The following is a 24674-nucleotide window of genomic DNA, read 5'->3' on the forward strand; positions in this document are numbered from 1 at the left end:
GTTATCTTACTCCAATGTATCACATTTGTCAACAACATTTCGGAATTTTGTTGAACATTTTTCTACACCATGATATAATGCTCCTATGGAGGTGATCCTTTGGAAATAGGACAGATCATTAAAAGGAGACGGGAAGAGCTGGGAATCTCCCAGGAAGAACTGGCTCTGAAGGCAGGCTATAAATCCCGTTCTTCCATCAACAAAATCGAGGTAGACGGAAGAGGGCTTCCCCAGTCAAAGATCATAGCAATCGCCAATGCTTTAAAGACAACCCCAGCCAATCTCATGGGCTGGGAGAGTGATACTGCTTCCGCCTTTGACTATGTAAGCGGCTGTTTTGGGAAATTTGCAGGAGAAATGCTTGAGAACTTTCACCGTCTAAATGAAAAGGGGCAGAAAGAGGCCTTAAAACGTGTCAGGGAAATGGTTCATATCCCTGAATACGTAAAAGACCAAAGCCCGGTAAAGATCTTAAATACTGGCAGCAGGGCCTACTTAGAACCGGTGGCAGCCCATGAACGGACCGACATTCAGGTGACAGAAGAAATGAAGCAGCATGATGATGCCTTTTTTGATGAATAAATAGAACTCATTGAGGTGATTTATTTGAACTATGAATCTTTAATAGAAGAAGCTGATTCCCATGGAATCATCATAAAGGAACGGCCGCTGATCGCCAATGACGGAAGGATAAAGGGCACACAGATACTGATCCGCCAGGATATGACGGACTGTCAAAAGGCATGTGTTCTGGCGGAAGAGCTGGGACACTACCATACCACCACCGGCAACATCCTGGACCAGTCTGAAGTATCCAACAAGAAGCAGGAACGCACCGCCCGGCTATGGGCCTACAATAAAATGATAACCCTGGAAAAGCTGGTGGCGGCAAAGGAAGCAGGCTGCCGGAATGGGTATGAGATCGCTGAGTATTTAAGCGTAACCGAGGAATTTTTACTGGATGCCCTGAACTGCTATCATTCCAAGTATGGAAAAGGCCTGCAAAAGGATAATTACCTGATCCTTTTTGAGCCTTTTAACATTTATAAGCTGGTGGATTAATCTTTTTTTGTCCTGTCTTTTGTTCTGCCACATATACTATCCAGAGGTGATGTGTTTATGCAACCCTGTGAACTGGTGATGTTTGTCTCTTCTCTGGCCTGCTGCATTGCTCAGGACCGGTCCTCCGATGAACTCGCACTGCTTGCATCTATTTTCTCTCAGCTTGGAGATTCTCTGGCAACTATTGCGGCACAGCAGGACATCTGCAGTGATTTAAATGACGAAAAAGATACCAGCTAATGTCAATAGCTACGATAAAAAGGGAATACCGTAAAATCCGATCCATAAAGAAAGGAGTGTTGTAGAACAGATGATCCATCATCTATAGGAGCAACGCTTCTTTTTACGTTTCAAACAGAAAAGCAGGTTCCGAAGAACCTGCTATCCATGGTATTATTCACAAAGCATCTATTCCAGCCATAACATCAGGCAGGCCTGCAGACATAAACATTAAAGCCCCTATTCATTACGATCGGACGTGACCTCCGGAGCCGTATCCGCAGTGATTTTTAATGCACCCGCACAGGCTTCCCGAACCTTCTTTTCTCTGACCGCGATAAGGTCCCCTGCAATGACCTTCAGAATATGAACGACCGGAACTGCCAAAACCATGCCCCATATTCCGGCGATTGCGCCACCCACAGTGATTCCAATGACGATCAAAGCCGGGCTTAGGGAAAATGAGGTCCCCATAAGCTTTGGCTGTATCACATTCCCGTCAATCTGTTGAGTAGTAAGTAAAACCAAAGCAGCAATCGCCCCTGTGTTGATTCCGCTTGTACACGAAATGATGATTACAACACCAATGGAGCCAAAGATTGAACCAAAGTAAGGGATGATATTACATACAGCCAACATAATTCCAAGTGCCATTGCATACCTGGAACCAAGTATGGTAAATTCGATGGTAGTAATCACACATAAAATCAGGGAGTCTAAAAGCTGGCAGACAATAAACTTTTTAAAACTGTCATTGATTATGTTTCCGTACCTTAAAACTGTTTCCCTGATTTTTTCGTTAAGATATAAATCTATGAGCCGTCTCATCTGGAATTTAAAATTATGAGTCTCCAGCAGGAAATAAATGGAGGTCACAATCGTAATAAATCCACTAAAAATATGGGAAGTAACTCCCAAAACTGCATTTAACGAACCTAATACTTCTTTTAAGCCGATTCCCTCCAGCATATTTTTCCAGGCGGTCTGGGGCGGTATCATATTTTCCAGCATTTCCGATAAGCCCAGTTTTTCCAGCGGCAGATGCTCTATGGCCGTAATGGCATTATTATAATAAGTATTAAAATTTGATATAAAATCTAAAATGCTTTTCTGAAGCAGGGGAATGACCTTGTTCACAATAAGAACAACGATAGCGATAAATAAAGCATAAATAATAAAAACACTGATCCCTCTGGATCTTTTTTTCAACGGTCCAGATCCCAGTCTGTTTAAACGCCGTTCCAGCGCAGAACATGGAATATTCAGCAGATATGCTATGACAAATCCATAAAAGAAGGGAATCAGTACCTTGGTAAATGATTTGAACCAAATCATCACGTCAGAAAAGTTCATAACAATTTTATAAAATACAATAACCAGCATGGCAAGCAGCAGTCTTGATAAAAATATCCTTATCTGCTTTTTTTTCAGCAAGTTTTCCATCCGAACCTCCTTTCCAAATAAAATAACCAGTTTTTACCGGTTTAATCGTTAAAACCTAATATTTCTGTGTCAACAGCAATTCCACCGCCATTCGGTCATTTAACTTTCCGGTCTTCACAGCTTCTTCCGCATCCACACACAAGTTTACATAAGACAAAATCTGTTCCCTGGTAAAAGTCTTAGCCTGAGGCATGATCTTTCCTGCCGCAAAGGGAGGGATCTTAAGCTTTGAGGCAATTCCGCCCTTATCCAATCCCTTTCCCATCAGCTCCTTTACCTGCAAAATCTGGTTAAACTGTCTGGCAATAAGAAAAAGGATTCTCATGGGAGGTTCCTTTAAGGTGAGCAGGTCTTCATAAAGATCCATAGCTTTTTTTGTCTGCCGGTTCACGATTGCCGCCACCATATCAAAAATTTTATTGGTTGTCCGAACCGTACAGATGGTTTCCACATCCTCAGCCGTAATAACCTCTCTTCCCAGGGTATAGCTTATGAGCTTTTCCAGTTCCATGCGGATATTTTCCATATCATCTCCGGCCATGTGAAGAAACAGTTCCATAGTATTTCCTGTGATCTTCTTACCCTCTCTGGAAAGCAAAGTCCCTGCCCATCTGGCGAGCTGGGCCGTATCCTGACGCTCCATTTCAGCCACATGCCCCAGTTCCTTTACCTTTTTAAACATTTTGTTCCGCTTATCCACTTCTGATTCCACAAAAATCAGGCAGGTGGTATCCGGCATCTGGGATAGATACGATACTATTTCGTCAGAAGCCGATTTAAAGAAACCGCTGTTCTCAACCAGGACCAGGCGCTTTTCTGCAAAAAAGGGCATGGTATCAGCAAGGCTGATTACCTCCCGCACATCGATTCCCTTTCCTTCAAACTGGTTGAAATTCATGGTATCGCCTGCTGTAATGGCTGCCTTCATCTGATTTTTATAGCTGTTCCTCAAAAATGCTTCTTCTCCATACAGAAGATAAATCGGTTTGAAGTTGTGATTTTTGATATCCTGAGTCAGCGTCTGCATGGTATCCTTCCTCTCTGGCATAGCTTTCTTAATGAAAGCAACACGTAATTCCTTTTTTTACTCTCTTTAATTATACCGGGAGAACTTCTCTCAGTCAACGAAACTTTCAAACCGGATCCTCTCCCCATCGGTCCACATCTTAATGGCCCCTCCTTCTCCTGTTTTAAAAACTTCTGTTCCCCTCTCCTCTAAGCGGTCTAACACCTCCTGATGAGGGTGTCCATAAGAATTACCTATCCCATAAGACACCACAGCCCACCGGGGCTTTATTGCGTCAAGCAATGCTTCCCCAGAGGAATATTTGGAGCCATGATGGGCCACCTTTAACACATTCACTTCCGCCAGCATCCGCTTTTCCCCGGTCCTTTCCAAAAGCTGTCCCTCTCCTCTTTCTTCCATGTCTCCTGTAAACAGCATGCGGCAGTTGTCATAGTCCATTTTTAATACTTCTGATTCCTCATTGGTGGTTTCCGGCCTGTCTTCTTTTCCTGGGTACAGGCAGGTAATGCGAAGGCCCTCTACCTGGACCCCATCGCCTCCTGCCACGTACTTCACTTTGGTTCCCCTCCGCCTGGCAAGCTCTTCCAGCCTCTTGATTGCCTCATCCTCCCTTCCATGATAAGGAAGCATGAGATTTTCAATTTTTATATCTTCACTGCTTTCCAGAAGATAGGCTACCCCGCTTAAATGATCCTGATCTCCATGACTGATGAATGCATACTGTATCACAGGTACTCCCATACTTTTTAAACAAGGCTCCAGGGAATATTTGCCCAAAGACTTTTTAGAAGAACTTCCTCCATCCACTAAAACCGCAGACCTTCCTGCCCGCAGCAGGATGCCATCTCCTTGTCCCACATCGAGAAATACTGCTTCCAGCCCATTGACAGGACCAGGTTTTAAAAGCAGGATGCAAAAACAATACATTCCTGCCAGAAAAAGTACCTTTAAGCCATAGGAAATCCCTTTCTTTTTCTCTTCTTTATTCTCCCCGGATCTCTTAGCCTCATACCCCTTCCAGACGTTCAGGCAGGACATTCCTGCAAATAGAATAAGTCCATAAGCGGCCAGCCGGCCGGACTCCGGTCTTCCAAAAGTCAGGCAGTATCCGGGGAGTCCCTCCATGCTCTTGCAGATCCATTCATAAAAGGCAAGAATATAATGCCCTGTTCCCGCCGCACCGATCCCAAGAAGGGGGCTGAAGCTTCCAAGAAAGATAACGCCGATTCCGGAGCAAACCACCCAATCCATTAACGGGATAAGCAGAAGATTTAAAAACACTCCATAAAAAGGAATCTGATAAAAATGATACAACGTAATTGGCATGGTGACCAATTGTACCGCCACTCCTGTGGAAATAGCACTAGACAGAATTTTTTTCTTTCCAAGCCAGTTTTCAAGGATGGGACCTGCCCATCCGATTGCATAAACAGCCCCAAAGGACAGTTGGACGCCTCCATTCATAAGGAGCATCGGTGACTTAAGTCCTATAAGAAGCAACGCCAGGGAAGTGGAAGATAAAAGATCATAAGTTCTTCCAAGATAGGCGGCAAGAAAAGCGACAGACATCATAATTACAGCCCTTACCACAGAAGGACCACTGCCTGTTAAAATTCCATACAACACCACCAGGACAGCTCCTGCCAAGCCGGCGCCTCCAAGGCCCAGACCGGCTTTCCTTAAAATCCGGTAAAAAGCAAGACCGAGGAAGGACATATGCATGCCGCTGATTGCAAGAAGATGGGAAATTCCGTTCTTTTGATATAAAGATTTTATATCTTCCGGTAGCCCGCTTGTATCCCCTAAAACGGCTGCCGTTAAAACACCGGCATCTTCTTTGGATGTATACTTATAAAGGAGGGAGCGTCCCCATTCCCTGGCCTGGCGTATCCCATCTAAAAGTGGATCTTCTCTTGAATCCAGAATCTCCAGCTCCTTCCCGGAAAATTTTCCGTCAATCCCCAGCCCCTGATAATATTCCTTGCTGTCAAACTCCCCCGGATTCCTGGCCGATGAAAAGGGCTGTACCTCACCCTTCACTTTGATGAGCTGTCCCAGCCTCAATCCTTTCACCTTGCTATCCCCTATGATTTGAGGATTAAAAGGCTTGACCGACACCATCAAACCAGAAACAAAATAGTAAGTATCCTGCTTCCATACCCGGTTCTCCTTTATAACAATCTGAAGAGATCCATTCTTTTCTTCAAAAGAAGATACCCTTCCTTCTGCTTCCACATAACCGGCCGAAAGCTCCTCAATGGTCCTTTCCCTCTCTTCCCACTTTCTCCCGTCGTATCCGGCCCAGGCTGCGCCCAGGTATAAAAAAAGAAGAGGCAAAAGAACCCAAAGCCGGTTTCTGCCTCTCCAATAACCATAAAGAACAACCCCGGCAGCAAAAAAAGCCGGAATCAAAAGCCAGGATGTCAAAACCAGCAAAGCGGCAGTCTCTCCAAGTACAAATCCCCCTGCGATCAGACATAATGGGCGTTTTATTGTTCTGTTCCTCCTATATCATTCAATGCTTCCTCATTTTCCGCATTATAATCCAGATTGCGTTCAAAAAGCTGGTTTAAGGAAATGGAATCCCGAAACATGACTTCCTGAGAACCGTTCACCGTAATCTGCACCTTATTGATGGAGGAAGCCGCGGCCAGGGAATTCACGATAGAATAAATCGGGATATATTCCCTTACCTCCAGGGTGTTATTAAGAAATGCGGAATCAAAATTAATGTAACAGATGTTTTCATTGACCGACACATTGAGAAGCTTTGTATCCTTCGGCAGAGTAGAATTCATCCCCGGCCGTCCCGGACCGGCGATCAGCTGTTCAATTACCAGCTTTTCTAAGGAAGTGTTTACGTTATGCACCACTTCTCTTGTCTCCTTAACCAGCTTCTCACCGGTATCATCAGAGAAATACAGGGGCAGCTCCGTCTTCTCATAGGAGTTGACGTTACTGATGTTGTCAATAAAATCGGAATTTGCCATAGGACCTACCGGACTTCCCGAGCTGTCCATCAGTGGCTGTTCCGCCGTATACACAGCAACATAGTCCACCCCTTTTACCTGGGTCAGTGTCCTCACCAGGGAAGACCTGCATAAGATTTCCCTGGTTGCATTCATCATGGCATAATTGTTATCAAAATACAGATAAAGAACCGTGTCCTCCAGCTTATAGCGCTCAAACCCCACCTTATCCGGAACCGCGGCCTGCCGGTCTAAGTCCTTTGGCACAGTCCGAAGCTGTTCCATTAAATTCCTGATCCTCCAGTCCGTCACATCTTCCAAGTCCCCTTCCGGTTTCTGCGGCATGTGATACTCCTGTGGTTCCATCTTTGTCATGGCAGAGTTTAAGTAATAAATCTGGTAAACATCACCGACGTTTTCCGTTCCCTTTCCTTCACTTCTTTCACAGCCGGTCAGGCACAGAAAGCACGCCAGAAGAAGGAGAACACCCCTTAGCATTTTCGTTGTTACTGCACCGCTATTTAAGCTGTGCCCGCCCCGCTTTGCCGGGCGAAAAGATATGCCTGAAAGGCGTTTCATCTAATAGCCTCCTGTTTCTAAGAAATATAAGTGAGTGGAATCCGTACGGTAAAAGTGGCTCCCTCGCCCTCTTTGCTCTGAAGTTTCAACGCTCCCTGGTGCATCAGTATAATTTTTTTTGTAATGGAAAGGCCAAGGCCTGTGCCTCCTGTTTCTCTGGATCTGGCTTTATCTACCCGGTAGAACCGCTCAAACACATGCTCCTGGAACTCTTCCGAGATCCCGATACCAGAATCTGCAACCTTTACATAAAAAAACTTATGATCCGCATCAAGGGTTACCCGTACCCAGCCGCCTTCCACGTTGTATTTGATGGCATTCTCCACCAGATTGCTTAAGGCAAGGGAAAGCTTCATCTCATCCACATCGGCAGTGACCTCCCTGATGCTTTCAAAAGTAAGCTCCACATTACGTTTTCCGGCAATGGGACGCAGCCTCTTTAAGATAAGCTCCATCAGCCCATTGATATTCACCTGGGCAATGTTTAAATTTCCCCCTGCAGTCTTGTCCATGCGGACCAGAGACAGCAGATCATCAATGATCTTGTTTTCCCGCTCGATTTCATCGGAGATATCACTTAAGAATTCCCGGTAAAGCTCAGCCGGAACGTCTTCCATCCCCATCAGGGAATCAGCCAGCACCCGGATGGACGTAATCGGGGTTTTCAGCTCATGGGAAACGTTTGATACGAATTCTTCCCTGGACTGGTCCACTGCCTTCAGCTTCTTTAACGTTAAGTTAATGGTCTCTGTAATCTGGATGGTTTCCTTATAAGCATAGGGGCTGATGTTCTCGTCCATATCTCCCTCTGCCGCCCTGTTTAACCTCCGCTGCAATTCCCGGAAGGGCTTCATCAAAAGTTTGGCAAGAACAAACACAAATATGGCAAGAACGGAAAAGATCATAAGCTGAAGAAATGCTCCCTTTTCCGACACAATGGAGACCCGGTTCAGCAGATCTTCCGTAGATGCCGTCACGATCATGACCCCGGCAATTTCCTTTTCCTGGCTGTTGGAATAAATGGGAATCGTCAGCGCCGAATAATGTTTATCAGAATTATATTTGCTGCTGTTTTCTCCGTCAAAGCAGCGGATGACCTCTTCCGATACATTGAGCTTGCCCACAGAAAGGGAAAAGGTATCGCTGATGATCCTGAAATTCCGGTTCACCACCACGATCCGCCCATTGAGCATATCCGCCTTTACGGACATTTCATTGTCCAAAAGAGGATCCCTGGGCTCCATGGTCAGGTACCCGATCCTTGTCATTTTGTTGCTTAATATCCAGCACTGGTTTTGGATATCCTGCATTCTGGACTCAATGAGGTTCTGCCGGTAAGTCCCCAGCATAACCGAGTTCTGGATAAATACCGGTATGATTCCAACCACCAGTAGGGCAATGATCAGAGTGACACGCAGGCTTATGGCATGTTTCTGATTAAAAAGCCTTATCTGGAACATGTCCCTGCACCTCCAACCTTATCCCTGTCATAGATCTAACCTTTTAATACAAGCAATTGCCAGCGCTCCCGGCCCAATGTGGCAGGATACGCTTAAAGAAAGATTGTCCACGTAGATTTCTCCTGTCTTTGGAAAAACCTCTTCCAGCTCCTTCTTAAATTCCATGGCAGCCGCTTCATTATTGGTATGGGCAACAGCAATGCTGGTGCGAATCCCTTCCGGATCGCCGAATCGCTCCTCCATATCCTTTTTCGCAGCCGTGATCATCATGGTTTTGGCCTGCTTCATGGTTCTTGCCTTGGCAAAGGCGTCCAGCTTCTCTCCCTGAATGGTAAGAACCGGCTTGATTCTTAAAAATGTCCCCAAAAGAGCCGCTGCCGGAGTGATCCTCCCGCCCTTTTTTAAATATTCCAGCGTATCCAGGGTAATATAAATGGTAGACTCCATCTTCGTTTCTTCCAGCTTTTCCTTAATGGCAGCGGCGGTCATGCCGGAGTCTGCCATTGTCTTGGCATCCAGAACCGACTGCCTTTGAGTGACGGAAATCCTCTGGTTATTAACGACAAACACTTTTCCCTCATAATCATCCGCCAGCATAAGGGCAGTCTGACAGGCACTGCTCAACCCACTGGACATGGGGACGTGTACGATTTCATCATATTCCTCTAAAAGCCTGTTCCATAGATCCAGAAGATCGGCCGGAGATGGCTGTGAGGTGGAAATATCCACCCCTTCCACCAGCTTTTCATAGAAATCCTCTCTGGTCAGGCTGATATCTTCATAAAACGTATCCCCAGCCATCATAAATGGCATGGGTATTACGTAAATCCCAGCTTCAACTCCCTGTTTCTGGGTAATTCCGCTGTTGCTGTCTGTTACTACTGCTACTTTCATTTCCGTTCTCCTTAATTTCTGTAGGCAATGAGCCAGGCGCAGGAATGCTTGCATTTCTGCATCTGGCGAATGCTGCAAGGGTCAAATAGCTCACAGCTTGCTGGGGGATATTTGACTTCCTGTAGGCAATGAGCCAGGCGCAGGAATGTTTGCATTTCTGCATAATATTTAACTACCTTGTCAGGGCAGCCTGTTCTTCTTCGCCCACAGACGTATAAAGCTGATAATACATTCCCCGCCTTAAAAGCAGCTCCTCATGATTTCCCTCTTCCACAATGTTACTGTCGGAAAGTACTAATATCCGGTCTGCATTCTGGATGGTAGTAAGGCGGTGGGCAATTGTCAGCGTGGTACGGCCTACGGCCAGGCGTTCCAGGGACTGGGAAACCAAATGCTCGCTCTCGTTATCAAGAGCAGAGGTGGCTTCATCAAGGATCAGCACCTGGGGATTTTTAAGAAATACCCTGGCAATGCTGATGCGCTGCTTTTGTCCTCCTGAAAGCTTAACTCCACGCTCTCCCACATAGGTATCATAGCCGTCCTTTAGCCCTGTGATAAAATCATGGGCTCCGGCCAGCTTTGCAGCCCGGATCACTTCCTCCTTGGAAGCCCCGGGATAGCCGTATTCAATATTTTCAAAAACCGTTCCCGAAAACAGATACACATCCTGCTGCACCACGCCTACGGCGTTCCTTAAAGTCTCTAAGGTTACATTCCTGATATCCTGACCGTCGATGAGGATCTCTCCCTCCGTGGGATCATAGAAGCGGGGGATCAGGTTGCATAACGTTGTCTTTCCTCCTCCGGAAGGACCGACAAGGGCCACCTTTTCACCCGGTTTGATATCAAGGTTGATGCTGCTAAGCACCGGATTATGGTCATCCGGGTATTCAAAAGATACGTGATGAAAGGTGATATTTCCTTTTACATCATGAAGAGGTTTTGCACCTTCTTCATCAAAGATGTCCACACTTGCATCCATCAGTTCCGTAAAACGTTCGACTCCGGTTATTCCTCTCTGGAACTGTTCCGCGAATTCGATGATCCTGCGGATTGTGGCAAGCAGCGTGGTCACATACAGGGTATAAGCCACCAGATCTCCGGGTTCAATCAGTCCCTTTACCATGAATATACCGCCTGCTACGATGACCACTACATACATCAAACCGTCAAACATACGGATGGTATTCTGGAAAGCAGCCATGTATTTATAGGTTTTCCGTTTAATTTCCAAAAATTCCAGATTATCCCGGTTGAATTTTTCAATCTCAATCTTTTCGTTGGCAAAGGCCCGGACCACACGGTTTCCAAGAAGGCTGTCCTCAATTCTGGCATTCAGCTCACCGATGTGGTTTCTCTGGTGTTTAAAAGCCTTTCTCACCTGCAGGTTAAAGTAAGTACAGGATACCGCCATAAGCGGAATCAGCAGGAAAATGATAAGGGTCAGAGGGAGATTGATCCCTGCAAGTATAATAAAGGATACCAACGTCTTTAAGAAGGCAATAAAAAATTCTTCCGGACAGTGGTGGGCAAATTCCGTAACGTCAAATAAGTCACTGGTGATCCTCGACATGATCTGCCCGACCTTTGTATTGTTAAAATAGTTATCCGACAGCTTCTGCAAATGTGCAAATGCATCCTGTCTCATGTCGGTCTCAATAGCCGCTCCCATAACATGGCCCGTGTAAGCCATATAGAAGCTGGCCATTCCGTCTATGATCCTGAGACCAAAATAAAGGGCGCCGATCACGATGATCGTACGAATCGTAAGGGACGTTATGTCTCTTAATCCCTGATTGGTAATATAACGTAAGATCAAAGGCAATACCATCTCACAGATGGTAGTAAGCGACGCACAGAATAAATCCATGACCATAACTTTAGTATATTTTTTATAGTAGGGCACAAAGCGTTTTAACAATGTGCCCGTTCTCATCTCATTTTGTTTCATATAATCCTCTACTCTGTAATCTTAATATTTTTAATAAGCCCCAAAGCCCAATCCCTTTCTCCAGGCCTTCTGCTCACAATATTAATGTTCATACGCTGTTCCTTGTAAAGCACCTGTGCGGACATCCCATAACGGATTTCCCCTTCCTTCTCCTCCGGTTCATAAAAAGCCACCCGCGCTTTGGCGTTTCCTACGTCAAAATCCGAGATATCCGGCCCTTTCCCCTGCTCAAACCACTGATTCTTAAACTCGGCTTTACGCCCTTCAAAAACCGCCGCGTAGACATAATAATCATGGCCGCCATACCCGTTCCCGTCATAGTAATGGTCCATGCTGCCGCTGTTTGTCTCATCATAAAGAAAATTTCCAGGAATTCCAAAGCTCATGTTGCCGATCTTCCGGTAAACCAGATGCTTTCTGCAGCCAATGGAAACCTCCTCAGGCAAAGGCGTCACACCTTCTAAATCCACAGGAACATGGCCATGAAGACTGCATACTTCCAAATATTCCTTCTTGGGGAAAGGGAGCTTACGGTCCATGGAAAGCGCTGTTTCAAGGAGTTCGATGACTTCCCTGTTTACCTTCTCATCCTGCTTGCTGCGGTCTGACGGCATGAAATAACAGAATTGGTGAAGCAGAACCATGGCGCTGTTTCTGTAAAAACAGGCATCCTTTTCCAGTTCATTCCATACAAAAAAATCCCTGGCAAATGCGACGCCTATACCAGAATTCATCATCCCTTTTATCTCTTTAAAAGAAAATGACCGAATATGGGTAACCAGTTTCCCCTCCTGACGGTCCGGAATATAATAAACCGCAGGCCAGCAAAACATGTATTCCCCATCCCCGCTCCATCCGGACACCAGCTTCATAAGATCAGAAAACCACTGGTAAAAGTACTTCTGTCTCATGGCAAGAAAGTCCCTCTTTATAAAATATCCGGTTCTGTCCTCGACCCTGAGCCTGAGCTTTTCTTCCTTTGCCAGACGCTCCAGAAAATCGATGGCTGCCGCATGGAAACCCGGACCGGCAATGTTCGTCTGGCTCTCTCCCTGAAGCTTGTGCCTGCTCCACTTAAGCCAGACATAGCCCTCCTGGCATAGCTGTACAATCATAAATCCTTCGATCCGAAAACAGCGGTACCCCATTTCCTTTGCCAGCTTTTTAGCCATACCCTCCGCTGACTGGCAATTCCAGTCTATTCCTGAAAATATTTTTTTCTTTGGCTCCAAAGAAAATCTGATTCGAATACTCATCTGAAACCCTTCCTAAGATATCTTTCTCTATTCTATCTTATTTTCAATAGAAATGGAAGCATAAAACGAATATGGACGAATTTAATTTTCCAGTTTACATAAACCAAGCCTGCTGCCGACGGATAGGAAAGGTCGAAAGAAAAGCATATCCGTTTTACATTCGTATACAAAAATGAGGGCTGCCCAGCACTATTACTGGAAAGCCCTTATTTTTGGCATAATTAAACTCATTTCACGAGTAAAGATTTTCCTGTCATCTCTTTTGGCTGTTTTAATCCCATCAGTTCAATCAGAGTAGGAGCAATATCTGCCAGACAACCGCCTTCTCTCAGCTTATAGGATGGGTCTGCATTTACCAGGATAAACGGAACCGGATTGGTGGTATGAGCAGTAAAAGGTTCTCCTGTCTCATAATCCAAAAGCTGCTCTGCATTTCCATGATCCGCGCAGATGAACATAATTCCATCAGTTTCCCTGATGGCTTCCACGGTTCTTCCCACACACGCATCCACAGTTTCAATTGCCTTGATAGCAGCGTCTTCGATTCCCGTATGACCAACCATATCCGGATTTGCGAAGTTAATGATGATCACATCATATTTTCCGGATTTGATCGCCTCCACCAGCTTATCGCAAACAACAGGAGCGCTCATCTCAGGCTGTAAGTCATAGGTAGCAACCTTTGGAGATGGAACCAGTATCCTTTCTTCTCCCTTATTCGGCTCTTCCACACCGCCGTTAAAGAAAAAGGTTACATGGGCATATTTTTCAGTTTCAGCAATTCTGGCCTGTGTCATGTTGTTCTGAGCCAAAAAATCGCCAAATGTATTTATAATGGCTTCCTTTTTGAAAGCAACCAGCTTGTTTTTAATGGTCTCATCGTAATTCGTAAAGCATACATAGGTCAGGTTCAGGCGCTTTTCTCTTGGAAATCCCTTAAACTCATCATCACAGAAGGCTCTTGTTATTTCTCTTGCACGGTCAGGACGGAAGTTAAAGAAGATCACGGAATCACCGTCTTTCACCGTAGCAACCGGTTCTCCAGCCTCTGTCACAACAAAAGGCTCCACAAACTCGTCGAAAACTTCTTTATCATAGGAAGCCTGGATTCCGGCAGAAGCCGATTCCCCATGATTTCCTGCTCCTTTTGTCAGGGCATTGTATGCTCTTTCCACACGGTCCCAACGGTTATCCCTGTCCATTGCATAGTAGCGGCCCATAACAGAAGCAACTTTTCCTGTACCGATCTCCTTCATCTTTGCTTCCAGCGCTTCCACGAAGCTCTTTCCGGAAGCAGGAGGCGTATCACGCCCGTCAAGGAAGCAATGGACATAGACCTTATCCAGACCGCTTCTCTTTGCCAGCTCTAAAAGGCCGTAAATATGGGTGTTGTGGCTGTGTACTCCGCCGTCAGATACCAGGCCCCACATATGAAGAGCTGATCCGGATTTCTTGCAGTTTTCCACTGCCTGTAAAAATTCCGGAACCTCAAAAAAGTCACCGTCAACTATAGATTTTGTAATTCTGGTAAGCTCCTGATATACAATACGGCCTGCGCCCATATTCAGATGTCCTACTTCTGAGTTTCCCATCTGTCCGTCAGGAAGACCTACTGCCAGTCCGCTGGCATTTCCCTTAACAAAAGGGCACTGGCTCATAAGCTGATCCATGATCGGTGTTTTGCCTTCACAAACAGCGTTATGGTCGCAGTTATCATTTAATCCATAACCATCAAGTATCATTAATACAATCGGTTTTCTGCTCATAACTAGTTCTCCTTTTTCTCTTCTTCATTCTATTGTAATAGAAGCATTCACTACTATATTGTTATGCCTCAAAAGCGTGGGAAATCGAATGGAAATCATTGTCTCACAATCTATATTTTACATGATTTGCCCATTTCTTGCAACCGGTGAATGATGAAATAATAACAATGATCCGGTCCCCGCCTTTTGCCATGAGGAAAAGCTGCCGTCCCTCACCTTTTTAGGAAGGGAAACAGCAGCTTTTACCCGCTTATTTATTGTAATTTACGATTTTTCCAAACTCTGGCTTTAAGGATGCCCCGCCAACTAAGCCGCCGTCAATATCATGCTGTGCAAACAGTTCCGGTGCGCTTGCTGCTGATACGGAACCGCCGTACTGGATGCGGATGGTTTCCGCTGTTGCCTTGTCATAGATTTCAGCAATGCATGCACGGATGGCACTGCAAACCTCCTGTGCCTGCTCGGTTGTCGCTACCTTTCCGGTACCGATCGCCCAGATCGGCTCATAAGCAATAACCGCATTTGCCGCATTCTCTGCCGGTACGTTTAAGAAAGCGATCTTAATCTGCTGGCGGATCCAGTCAAGAGTGATTCCCTGTTCTCTCTGGGTCAGTGTTTCTCCGCAGCAAACGATAGGAGTGATGCCGTATTCAAAGGCCTTAAGAACTTTTTTGTTAACAGTTTCATCTGTTTCCGCAAAATATTCCCTTCTTTCGGAATGGCCGATTACCACATATTTCACGCCTGCATCTTTTAACATGGCAGGAGAAATCTCTCCGGTGTAAGCCCCTTTATCTTCATAATACATGTTTTCAGCACCAATGTTAATATTGGTTCCCTTTGCAGCATCCATAGCGGGCATAATGTCAATAGCCGGAACGCAGAAAATAACGTCTACTTCATCATTCGCCACCAGAGGCTTTAATGTATCCACCAGCTGGACCGCTTCGGTGGGAGTCATATTCATCTTCCAGTTACCTGCTATAATTTTCTTTCTGGACATAGTATCAACCTTCCTTTATGTTCGTCATTCAGAAGACCGGGATCTCCTGTTTGCAAGGCCCGGACAGTCATCCTTTGTCCGGGCCTGTATTGTGAATTGAATTTCGTTATTTATTGTCTGCTGCAGCCACACCTGGAAGCTCCTTGCCTTCAAGGAATTCAAGGGAAGCACCTCCGCCTGTGGAGATATGAGTCATCTTATCAGCAAATCCAAGTCTCTTAACCGCATTCACGGAGTCACCGCCTCCGATAACCGTAGTGGCGTCAGAAAGTTCCGCAACCGCACGGCATACCTCTAAGGTGCCTTCTGCAAAATTAGAGAATTCAAATACACCCATCGGTCCGTTCCAAACAACAGTCTTGGCGCCCTTTAAGGCATCCTTGAAAAGTTCAATGGTTTTTGGTCCGATATCAAAACCTGACCAGCCTGGATCAATAACACTTACTACCTTTCTTTCCGTATCATTGGAAAACTCCTTGCCTTCCAGGTTATCAACTGGAAGCAGCAGTTTTACGCCCTTATTCTCAGCCTTTTTAATCATCTCTAAGGCATAGTCAAGCTTATCTTCTTCACATAAGGAATTTCCAATCTCCTTGCCCTGAGCCTTTGCAAAGGTATATGCCATGCCGCCGCCGATGATCAGTGTATCAACCTTATCAAGCAGGTTGTTGATTACGTTGATCTTATCGGAAACCTTTGCTCCACCCAGGATTGCCACGAAAGGACGTACCGGGTTCTCAACTGCCTGGCCCAGGAATTTGATTTCCTTTTCCATCAGATAACCAACTACATTGGTTGTTGTGTATTTCGTTACGCCTACATTGGAGCAGTGAGCCCTGTGAGCAGTACCGAATGCATCGTTTACGAAAATGCCGTCGCAAAGGGAAGCCAGCTCTTTTGCATACTCTTCCGCGCTCTCATCCTTACCGTACTTAGTCTCTTCGACTCTGTAACGGGTATTCTGAAGCAGCAGAACTTCTCCATCCTTTAATTCTTCCGCGATCTTGCTGGTCTCAGGACCTGTTACCTTTGGATCGTTTACAAATTTCACTTCTACCCCAAGTCTTTCACTTAAAGCAGGAGCAACAGGTGCTAAAGACAGCTCCGGAAGAGGCTCGCCCTTCGGCTTTCCTAAATGGGAGCAAAGAATCACTCTTGCGCCCTGGTCCAATAATTTCTTGATCGTAGGAATGGCTCCGTCAATACGGTTGAAATTCTGAATCACTCCATCCTTTAACGGCACGTTAAAATCGCATCTCACCAAAACTTTCTTTCCCTGTAATCCGGTTAAATCATCAACTGTTTTCTTATTAAGCATGTTTCAATGCTCCTTTCCAATTTATAGCCCGCGTTTTCCGGGCATAAAGGGATACCTGGAAGGTATTTCCTATATTCTCTTATTTCATATATTTATAAAAATAAAAGGCCCGGTCCATAACGACCGGACCCTTTGTGGATCATTAGCCTAATTCAGCAAAGTACTTAATTGTACGAACCATCTGGCTTGTATAGGAGTTCTCATTGTCATACCATGAAACAACCTGAACCTGATATAAATCATCTGCAATCTTGGAAACCATGGTCTGAGTTGCATCGAATAAGGAACCAAATCTCATGCCGACAACATCAGAGGAAACGATCTCATCAGTATTGTATCCGAAGGAATCGCATGCTGCTGCCTTCATAACTGCGTTAATGCTTTCCTTGGTTACGTCTGCACCCTTAACAACTGCTGTTAAGATGGTTGTGGAGCCTGTAGGAACCGGAACACGCTGTGCGGAACCGATTAACTTGCCGTTTAAATCCGGAATAACCAGACCGATTGCCTTAGCAGCACCGGTGGAGTTAGGAACGATGTTGGCAGCGCCTGCTCTTGCTCTTCTTAAGTCGCCTTTTCTGTGAGGTCCGTCAAGAATCATCTGATCGCCTGTGTAAGCATGGATTGTGCTCATGATACCAGACTGGATCGGTGCATAATCGTTAAGAGCCTTAGCCATAGGAGCCAGGCAGTTTGTTGTACAGGAAGCAGCGGAGATGATCTTATCATCTGCTGTTAAGACATTCTCATTTACGCTGTAAACGATGGTTGGAAGATCGTTTCCTGCCGGAGCGGAGATAACAACCTTCTTAGCGCCTGCATCAATGTGAGCCTGAGCCTTGTCCTTGGAGCAATAGAATCCTGTACACTCAAGAACTACATCAACACCGATTTCTCCCCAAGGAAGCTCTGCAGCTTTTGCCTGAGCATAAATTTTAATAGTCTTTCCATCTACAGTAATGGAGTCCTCGGAAGCCTCTACGGTGTGAATACCCTCACCATAGTATCCAGCGTATCCGCCCTGTGCAGTGTCATATTTTAATAAATGTGCTAACATCTTTGGATCTGTTAAATCGTTAATAGCTACTACTTCATAGCCCTCTGCGCCAAACATCTGTCTGAATGCAAGACGGCCAATACGGCCGAAACCATTAATCGCCACTTTTACTGCCATAATTCAATTCCTCCTAAGAATAAAATTAAATTTGATTGTTAAATATTAATCAACTACCCTTTATTCTACCTAATATTCCACTAAATAGCAAGTCCTTTTTTATTTTTAATCCTGTTCCCCTTAAATCTCATTCTTTACATAGCTGGCAAGATTATAGGAATGATCAGAAATACGTTCCAGATTGCTTATAAGCTCCAGGAACACAACGCCTGACGAAGGATTGCACTCGCCTGAGGAAAGCCGTTCGATATGCTTTTCCCTCAGTTCCTCTTCAAGAAGATCCACCTCATCCTCCCACTGGCTCACCTTACGGACATCTTCCATGTCCCCTTTCCTTCTGGCTTCTATGGAATGGAAAAAGGATTTGTAAGCCGCCTGACAGATGACCTCTAAATCAGAAGCACCAGTACCGGAGAAACTGACTTCATGCTGGACCATATATTCTGCCTGTTCGGCCAGGTTTTCCGCGTGGTCTCCTACCCGCTCTATATCATTAATGCTGTAAAATAAGTTGTTGACTACCAATTTTTGCTCCTCTGTCAGGGACAGATTGTTGATTTTGACCAGATATTCGATCAGCATCTTTTCCATATTATTGATCGTCTTTTCTGTTTTATACACTTCCTTTACTTTATCCGCATTTTTCGTGAGAACTGCGTCCATGGCCCGCTTCACGTTTTCCAGGGCGATCTGTCCCATATGCACTACCTCCATGGAGGCTGTTTCCACCGCAAAAGCCGGGGATTCAAAGATTCTCTCATCCAGGTGCTTCATGGTCACAGCTTCTTCTCCCGCCAGCTCTCCATCACCGGTTCCTCTTTCCGGAACAACCAATCCGGATAAGTCCACCAGCTGCTTCGCAAAGGGGAACAGGAGGAGTGTATTGGTCAGGTTAAAGAACGTATGGAATATGGAAATCTGAACTGCAGTTATGTTATGGGCCGCCAAAACCGGGGTGGCCATAAAAAGGAGGAAAGAACCGATGCCAAATATAACTGCCCCCATCACATTAAAAGACAAATGGATCACTGCCGCGCGCTTTGCTGTCCTGGATCCGCCGATACTGGAAATGAGGGCGGTTACGCAGGAGCCGATGTTTTGCCCCAGAGTGATAAAGATAGCGGCATTGGTAGTGACCACACCGTTCATGGCAAGGGTCTGCAGGATACCTACCGATGCGGATGAGCTCTGAAGGAGAGCCGTAACTATGGCGCCGATCAGCATGCCCAGCAAAGGATTTTTCCCTAAAATACGGAATGCCTCAGAAAAAATAGGGGCATCAGTATAAGGAGAAATTGCTCCTGACATAAAATCCAGGCCAATAAACAGCATGCCAAGGCCCACCAGGATCTCCCCTATGGTTTTCATCCTCTGCTTTTTGCTAAACAGCAGAAGGACAGCTCCGATTCCGATAAAAAGAGGGGCTGAAAAGGACGGCTGCAATATGGAATATGCATCTCCTAACTGATTCATGGATACGATCCAGGCCGTAATGGTGGTACCAATATTGGCTCCCATGATAACGCCGACAGCCTGAGACAGATTAAGCACTCCTGCGCTTACAAAGCCGACTACCATGACCGTGGTCGCTCCGCTGCTCTGGATGATGGCTGTAATGAGAGCCCCCAGGAGCACTGCCAGAAAACGGTTGTTAGTAAGCATTCCCAAAAACTGGCTCATCCTGCTTCCTGCACTCTTCTGCATTCCATCTGCCATGGTGTTCATGCCATACAGGAACATTCCCAGTCCCCCTAAAAAACCAAACAGACTCGATATGTCATTTATAGACATGTGTTACCTCCTTATAAACACTGATTATGGTTTTATTCCGGCTCGTCTCCCTCTTTCCGGAAGGCGCACCGTTTAAAATATAGCATAGGCGGAATTGCTTTTTCAATGTTTTTTAAAAATTATGTAAAATTTTGGTGAAATTTAAGTAAAACCAGTGCCCCATGAATGCCAAAAAGCCGCTCTGCTGATTGAAAATCAGCGGGCAGCTTTTCCGTGGTGAAATTTAAAGTATCTTTTCATATAACTTAAAACAATGCAATCCATATTTTCCAAGTCCCAAATCTACGGTATCCACATACTTAAATCCGCATTTTTCATACAGCCTGACAGCAGGTAAGTTCTTTTCATAAACATCAAGGCGGATAGCTTTTGCGTGTTCTTTCATGCCATGCTGGACTGCAAAATTCATAAGTGCCATGCCAATTCCATTTTTGAGATACGCAGGATGAACAGCAAACGTATAAATCACAAATATACCAGAATAGTCAGTATTTATTCCCCATTGAACCTTATGATATACAGGTTCCGGCTTATGGCTTAATATCATTGAACCCACGATCTTTCCTGCTATCTTTGCGACATAAAGATTGTCATTTACAACACCATTAACTGCGTCTTCACGGGTAGGATAGATGCCTTTCCTCCAACCGGGATAGTTAATGCTATTCTCAAGATAATCATTCAGATCGTCATAGAGCTGCTCAAGTTGATCAATATCGTATTTTGTTCCCTTTTCAATAAGAATGTTCATATAAGACCTTTCACCTTTTAAAATTTTTCAACTGGTATGAATGCAGGAGCAGGCCTTTTAACCTATGAGATACCGTTTGCTTTTCCAATCTTTATAACAAGAGATTTCACCTTACCGTCTCTCAGATTTATGGCAGCCGCTCCAAAAAGTCCTGCTTCCTTTACTTGCGACCTTTGCCCATCCAAGTATTCCAGTTCCATCTCCTCAATGCGGTAGCATCCCGGTATCATATCCTGCTTTTCAAAAAACTCATAAACGATCTTGGTTTTTCCTAAAAAGATGGCTTCAACGGTTTTGTCCTCCGGTATAAGATACCCGGGGATCGCCGGCTCAAAAAAGCAGCAAAGCTGCCCCTCTTCCATGCGGAAGGGTTTTTCTCCGAACATCATAATCTGCCACATTTGCAGGAATTCAGCCGTGGAACCGCTCAGTCTTGCCACAAAGCCTCTTCCATGAAGCTTATCATCGGCATTTGCGCTGCTTACAAGAAAAGAGGAATTCTCCAACAAGCTTCTTCCGTATACCTCCTCATCCAAAAAAGGAATGCAGGCATTGTGGAAATCCCGGAAGAATTCATCATATAATTTTGATTTGAGTAATTCCAGCAGATACTTATATTCCATGTGAAGCCAGATGGACTCATTTTCCAGCCAGCCGGGTGAAAATGCTTTTGCTCTCCCGATCTCAAAGGAGGCATTGTCCAGAGATTCATTGACTTTGTACATCTTTAATTTTGTATCATATAATCCGGTTTCCTTAACCTTATGATACAAGGATAATTTTTCTTCCCTGGATACCGGCAGTTTCATATACCGGACAAATCCTTCCAGGAACAGAGGAAGCGCAGTGACCTGCAGATTTTCAGGAATGATATGATTTCCAGCCATTTCATAGCTGTCAAGCTGATGAATATAATAGGTGGGAATCCCTCCATCTTTTTTGCAGGCTGATTGTATGCCGTCTTCCACATAGGAAATCCACTTTAAAAGAATTCCCCGAAACTCCCGTCCAGACATGAATATCTCATCTCCCCGGACTCCTTTCGCCGTAATCGCTCTGTAGCGCTCCTTGTAACCATTGCACTCATTCCATACCCACAGCCTGCTCTTAGCCTTTTTTTCATAGGAAGCAAAGGTTTTATCCTGACCTTTGATAAATTCATACAGCTCGGCCGGTACCGTAACCCCTTCTTCAAACCGTTCCAGAGCGCTTTCCATAAATTTCAGCAGACGGTACAGCTCAAAGGTTTCCGGCATAGAGGAGCCTAAAAGTCCTGGCAGGCCATTTAAGGCGTCATACCAGCCCGGCTTTCCCGCCTCCATTTCTATCCCTAAGCCGGACATGTCCAGAGAAGCGGTTTTATTGGCAGCCACCACCACAAGCTTTGTCATCAGGTTTGTGACATAAACGGTTCCTTTTCCATAATCAGTGGATACCGTATCCTTTAATACTTCCTTTTTCCGGTCCTCACAAAGGGCGTGGTACTGCCTGATTCCCCGTTCCGTCTTCACATAACGCTCATGGCGTGGCCTCACAGACGCTCTTGATTCATAATACGTGTAGCTTTTATCAGAAAACAGCAGGTGTTCTTCCATTTCAGGATAAACGGAAAGGTAAGTTTCAATCAAATCAAGATGATATGTCCAGTGATCAGTCCAGTATCCTTCGCCAAAATCTGCGTGGAACTTAAGAATGCTGTGTTCCACCACTGCACTTAAGAATTCCTCCCTGCCGCATTCTAAGGAAATGGAATGCTGCTCCAGAAAGGCAAACAGGCTTCCAGGCGAAAATTCCTTGCGAAAAAATTCTTCCATAAGGCTTTTGCCTCCCTGTTTCACAACCTTAAGAATCTTATCCAGCCGCACGGCTTTATAAGTAACCTGGCGTACTACCAGGGGATTATACCCATCCAACTGCAGCAGATTGTAAAACAGCTTGATGTTATGGTCCTTCACATAAGGCGTAAACAATACATCGCTTCTCCGGTTTTGGTTTACATCTCTGAAATTTCCGTTACCCTGAGTGTAATACTCCGGAACCATGGAAAAATCATTGTAATCCCGCTCCATATCCCCATGCTTCCTGGAATACACGTAAAAAACAGAATCCTTCCCTGTTTTTATTGGAAACCCGCCCCGCAGTACGTTATCCACATAGGTCTGTTCACAATAGGCATCAAACACCGGATCAGAGGTTTTCGTGTGGATAAAGCTTCCCAGTTCCCGTGTTTTTTCAGCCGCCTTGTTGTATTTCTCCTCAAAATAGCTCCTGTCTAAGTGACCTTCCCCATAATCGGACAGGATCTTCTTGGTTGAGGCCTGACCTGCCACACTGTTCCAGCCCACAGCCTCCCCAGCAGGCAGAACACTTGTCAGGCAGGAAAAGCCGGAAGGCACAATATTTTGAGTGATCTGCTTTTTTTGAAGAAGCTCATCAAGACTGTGGCGGATCAGGCCCACCGGATGTTCCATTGCCGTATCATGTTCAAACACAAGCTCAGGATCTGCAATAATGGGTAGCAACTGACCGGATTCTGATAAGGAGAGCATGAAATTCCCTTCTTCCACCCTTGAAACAACCGCCGAATCTCCTGTGCTGTACCGCACCCGGTAATAAGGCATCCTCTTCTCCACATCCTCCACCTGCATCCAGGCTTTCATGGTCTGGGCCATTTCCTTCATTTCTTTTAATCCGATTCCATAAGGGATGACTCCAGGCATTCCATCCAGTATCTGCAGGTCCAGCTCTTGTTTGGAGATATTTTGTATGGTCACCCTTCTCACCAGACCAGCAACCGCTTCATCGGGAAGGGTATAAAACAGAACATTGGTTTTTAAGCCTCTTTCTTCGTTGATTTCTTCCAGCTCCAACTCATTCATGCCCACATACATACGGGTTTTCACAGAATCCAGACGAAAGGGTTCGTATACTTCACTCCCAACCTTTATAAAGGTGCGAAACCCCATGTTCCTCACAAGCTGGTATGCCTGATGGGCCGGATAAAATTCCATAATGGAATGATTTTTGTTTTCTACACCAAAGCTTGCAACTGCCTGGCCCCGGTTCGTGTAGAAACACCAGAGAGGAATGCCGTAAATTCCGCTGATCCCGGGCAGAAAACTGGAGAATACCGGTTTCTGATTAAAATTCTCTATAATAAATCTTCCTCTTGAATCAAACATAATCCTATCATCCTTTCACCGCACCTGCAACCAGACTATCCTGGATTTGATTGCTCAGTATAAAATAAATTACAATGGTGGGCAGGGTGGCAATGACCATGCCCGCTCCGATCAGACCCCAATCAGTGGAATATTGACCCGCAAAGGACATGATTCCCACGGGCAAGGTCCGGTACCGGTCGCTGTCCACAAAGGTATTGGCTAACATCAGCTCATTCCAGGTCCCTAAAAATGTAAATATAGAGGCAGTGGCAATCGCCGGCTTGACGATGGGAAGTATAATGGTTGCAAAGCACCGGAAAATCCCGCAGCCATCAATACAGGCTGCCTCTTCTATTTCTATGGGGATGCTTTTGTAAAATCCGATTAATATCATGATGCTCATGGGAAGAGCTCCCGAAATATAAGGAATAAGCAGCCCTAAGTATCCGCCCTTTAATCCAGTTTTATCAAGGACCTGAAACAGGGGCAGCAGGGCGGCCTGAGCCGGAATCATGATTCCCAATGCGAAAACTCCAAATACCAGGGATTTAAGCTTCCATTTCATTCTGGCTATGGCATAGGCAGCCATAGCGGACAAAATTCCTGCAACGGCCACGGTTGCCATGGAATAGAATACGGAGTTTAAAAAGTACCGGATTAAGTTTGTCTGGGTAAAAGCATTTCCGTAATTTTCCCATCTCCAGACCTGGGGAAGCCCGATGGGGTTTACCCCAAATATCTCTCCATTGCTTTTTAAGGAAAAGGTAAAAAGCCAATATAAGGGAAAAAGCTGAGTCAGTGCAATGAGGCACAGCAGCAAAAACTTTATCTTTTTTTTCATCTTCAT

General features: G+C 45.3%; 19 protein-coding genes. 3 read left to right on the forward strand and 16 right to left on the reverse strand.

Features of this window, described 5'->3' with window-relative positions:
* Nucleotides 1-99: 99 nt before the first annotated feature.
* Genes AC27IJ_RS12420 through AC27IJ_RS12430 form a run of 3 tightly spaced genes read left to right on the forward strand, consistent with a single transcriptional unit; the run spans nucleotide 100 to nucleotide 1302 of the window.
* Entirely contained in the window at nucleotides 100-582 is a 483-nt protein-coding gene (locus tag AC27IJ_RS12420; RefSeq protein WP_312447652.1) for a helix-turn-helix domain-containing protein, read from the forward strand.
* 24 nt (nucleotides 583-606) lie between these two features.
* Nucleotides 607-1062: an ImmA/IrrE family metallo-endopeptidase gene (locus AC27IJ_RS12425; RefSeq protein ID WP_312447653.1), complete on the forward strand. Its 456-nt coding sequence runs from the start codon at nucleotides 607-609 to the stop codon at nucleotides 1060-1062.
* A gap of 57 nt (nucleotides 1063-1119) precedes the next feature.
* A complete protein-coding gene (locus tag AC27IJ_RS12430) occupies nucleotides 1120-1302 on the forward strand; it encodes a DUF6774 domain-containing protein (protein WP_312447654.1) in 183 nt (60 codons plus the stop codon).
* A gap of 219 nt (nucleotides 1303-1521) precedes the next feature.
* Here AC27IJ_RS12430 and AC27IJ_RS12435 read toward each other — a convergent pair whose 3' ends face one another.
* The 16 genes from AC27IJ_RS12435 to AC27IJ_RS12510 form a co-directional block, all read right to left on the reverse strand.
* A complete protein-coding gene (locus AC27IJ_RS12435; RefSeq protein WP_487149121.1) occupies nucleotides 1522-2724 on the reverse strand; it encodes an AI-2E family transporter in 1203 nt (400 codons plus the stop codon).
* A 55-nt stretch (nucleotides 2725-2779) separates the two neighbouring features.
* Nucleotides 2780-3751: a DNA polymerase III subunit delta gene (holA, locus tag AC27IJ_RS12440; protein ID WP_487149123.1), complete on the reverse strand. Its 972-nt coding sequence runs from the start codon at nucleotides 3749-3751 to the stop codon at nucleotides 2780-2782.
* A gap of 90 nt (nucleotides 3752-3841) precedes the next feature.
* Nucleotides 3842-6187, reverse strand: a complete 2346-nt coding sequence (locus tag AC27IJ_RS12445) for a ComEC/Rec2 family competence protein (RefSeq protein WP_487149125.1) — start codon at nucleotides 6185-6187, stop codon at nucleotides 3842-3844.
* A gap of 53 nt (nucleotides 6188-6240) precedes the next feature.
* Nucleotides 6241-7218, reverse strand: coding sequence for a GerMN domain-containing protein (locus AC27IJ_RS12450; RefSeq protein ID WP_312447697.1), 978 nt, complete (start codon nucleotides 7216-7218; stop codon nucleotides 6241-6243).
* 98 nt (nucleotides 7219-7316) lie between these two features.
* Nucleotides 7317-8759: a sensor histidine kinase gene (locus AC27IJ_RS12455; protein ID WP_312447661.1), complete on the reverse strand. Its 1443-nt coding sequence runs from the start codon at nucleotides 8757-8759 to the stop codon at nucleotides 7317-7319.
* 27 nt (nucleotides 8760-8786) lie between these two features.
* Nucleotides 8787-9653: a DegV family protein gene (locus tag AC27IJ_RS12460; protein WP_487149128.1), complete on the reverse strand. Its 867-nt coding sequence runs from the start codon at nucleotides 9651-9653 to the stop codon at nucleotides 8787-8789.
* A 172-nt stretch (nucleotides 9654-9825) separates the two neighbouring features.
* Nucleotides 9826-11604, reverse strand: a complete 1779-nt coding sequence (locus AC27IJ_RS12465) for an ABC transporter ATP-binding protein (protein WP_312447663.1) — start codon at nucleotides 11602-11604, stop codon at nucleotides 9826-9828.
* A gap of 8 nt (nucleotides 11605-11612) precedes the next feature.
* Nucleotides 11613-12860 (reverse strand): hypothetical protein, encoded by a 1248-nt coding sequence (locus AC27IJ_RS12470; protein ID WP_312503736.1) that lies wholly within the window; start codon nucleotides 12858-12860, stop codon nucleotides 11613-11615.
* A gap of 227 nt (nucleotides 12861-13087) precedes the next feature.
* Nucleotides 13088-14626: a 2,3-bisphosphoglycerate-independent phosphoglycerate mutase gene (gene gpmI, locus AC27IJ_RS12475; protein ID WP_312503735.1), complete on the reverse strand. Its 1539-nt coding sequence runs from the start codon at nucleotides 14624-14626 to the stop codon at nucleotides 13088-13090.
* 250 nt (nucleotides 14627-14876) lie between these two features.
* The gene (gene tpiA / locus AC27IJ_RS12480) at nucleotides 14877-15629 is read right to left on the reverse strand and encodes a triose-phosphate isomerase (RefSeq protein ID WP_487149131.1); all 753 of its coding nucleotides are present in this window, start codon (nucleotides 15627-15629) and stop codon (nucleotides 14877-14879) included.
* 106 nt (nucleotides 15630-15735) lie between these two features.
* The gene (locus AC27IJ_RS12485; protein ID WP_312447670.1) at nucleotides 15736-16947 is read right to left on the reverse strand and encodes a phosphoglycerate kinase; all 1212 of its coding nucleotides are present in this window, start codon (nucleotides 16945-16947) and stop codon (nucleotides 15736-15738) included.
* 142 nt (nucleotides 16948-17089) lie between these two features.
* On the reverse strand, nucleotides 17090-18121 hold the full coding sequence (gene gap / locus AC27IJ_RS12490) for a type I glyceraldehyde-3-phosphate dehydrogenase (protein ID WP_312447672.1): 1032 nt from the start codon (nucleotides 18119-18121) through the stop codon (nucleotides 17090-17092).
* 120 nt (nucleotides 18122-18241) lie between these two features.
* Complete coding sequence (locus AC27IJ_RS12495; RefSeq protein ID WP_312447674.1) at nucleotides 18242-19912, reverse strand: Na/Pi cotransporter family protein; 1671 nt, start codon at nucleotides 19910-19912, stop codon at nucleotides 18242-18244.
* Nucleotides 19913-20135: 223 nt separating this feature from the next.
* Entirely contained in the window at nucleotides 20136-20663 is a 528-nt protein-coding gene (locus AC27IJ_RS12500) for a GNAT family N-acetyltransferase (protein WP_487149135.1), read from the reverse strand.
* Between the two features lie 62 nt (nucleotides 20664-20725).
* On the reverse strand, nucleotides 20726-23845 hold the full coding sequence (locus AC27IJ_RS12505; RefSeq protein WP_487149137.1) for a hypothetical protein: 3120 nt from the start codon (nucleotides 23843-23845) through the stop codon (nucleotides 20726-20728).
* A gap of 7 nt (nucleotides 23846-23852) precedes the next feature.
* A complete protein-coding gene (locus AC27IJ_RS12510; protein ID WP_312447677.1) occupies nucleotides 23853-24674 on the reverse strand; it encodes a carbohydrate ABC transporter permease in 822 nt (273 codons plus the stop codon).

It is taken from the genome of Lacrimispora sp. YZC11 (genome assembly GCF_057543815.1).

Coding starts and splice junctions, on each gene's coding strand:
- tpiA (WP_487149131.1), bottom strand. CDS start 15,629: ATGTCCAGAAAGAAAATTATAGCAGGTAACTGGAAGATGAATATGACT.
- AC27IJ_RS12495 (WP_312447674.1), bottom strand. CDS start 19,912: ATGTCTATAAATGACATATCGAGTCTGTTTGGTTTTTTAGGGGGACTG.
- holA (WP_487149123.1), bottom strand. CDS start 3,751: ATGCAGACGCTGACTCAGGATATCAAAAATCACAACTTCAAACCGATT.
- AC27IJ_RS12510 (WP_312447677.1), bottom strand. CDS start 24,674: ATGAAGATGAAAAAAAAGATAAAGTTTTTGCTGCTGTGCCTCATTGCA.
- AC27IJ_RS12465 (WP_312447663.1), bottom strand. CDS start 11,604: ATGAAACAAAATGAGATGAGAACGGGCACATTGTTAAAACGCTTTGTG.
- AC27IJ_RS12470 (WP_312503736.1), bottom strand. CDS start 12,860: ATGAGTATTCGAATCAGATTTTCTTTGGAGCCAAAGAAAAAAATATTT.
- AC27IJ_RS12450 (WP_312447697.1), bottom strand. CDS start 7,218: ATGCTAAGGGGTGTTCTCCTTCTTCTGGCGTGCTTTCTGTGCCTGACC.
- AC27IJ_RS12455 (WP_312447661.1), bottom strand. CDS start 8,759: ATGTTCCAGATAAGGCTTTTTAATCAGAAACATGCCATAAGCCTGCGT.
- AC27IJ_RS12485 (WP_312447670.1), bottom strand. CDS start 16,947: ATGCTTAATAAGAAAACAGTTGATGATTTAACCGGATTACAGGGAAAG.
- AC27IJ_RS12435 (WP_487149121.1), bottom strand. CDS start 2,724: ATGGAAAACTTGCTGAAAAAAAAGCAGATAAGGATATTTTTATCAAGA.
- AC27IJ_RS12460 (WP_487149128.1), bottom strand. CDS start 9,653: ATGAAAGTAGCAGTAGTAACAGACAGCAACAGCGGAATTACCCAGAAA.
- AC27IJ_RS12500 (WP_487149135.1), bottom strand. CDS start 20,663: ATGAACATTCTTATTGAAAAGGGAACAAAATACGATATTGATCAACTT.
- gap (WP_312447672.1), bottom strand. CDS start 18,121: ATGGCAGTAAAAGTGGCGATTAATGGTTTCGGCCGTATTGGCCGTCTT.
- gpmI (WP_312503735.1), bottom strand. CDS start 14,626: ATGAGCAGAAAACCGATTGTATTAATGATACTTGATGGTTATGGATTA.
- AC27IJ_RS12505 (WP_487149137.1), bottom strand. CDS start 23,845: ATGTTTGATTCAAGAGGAAGATTTATTATAGAGAATTTTAATCAGAAA.
- AC27IJ_RS12430 (WP_312447654.1), top strand. CDS start 1,120: ATGCAACCCTGTGAACTGGTGATGTTTGTCTCTTCTCTGGCCTGCTGC.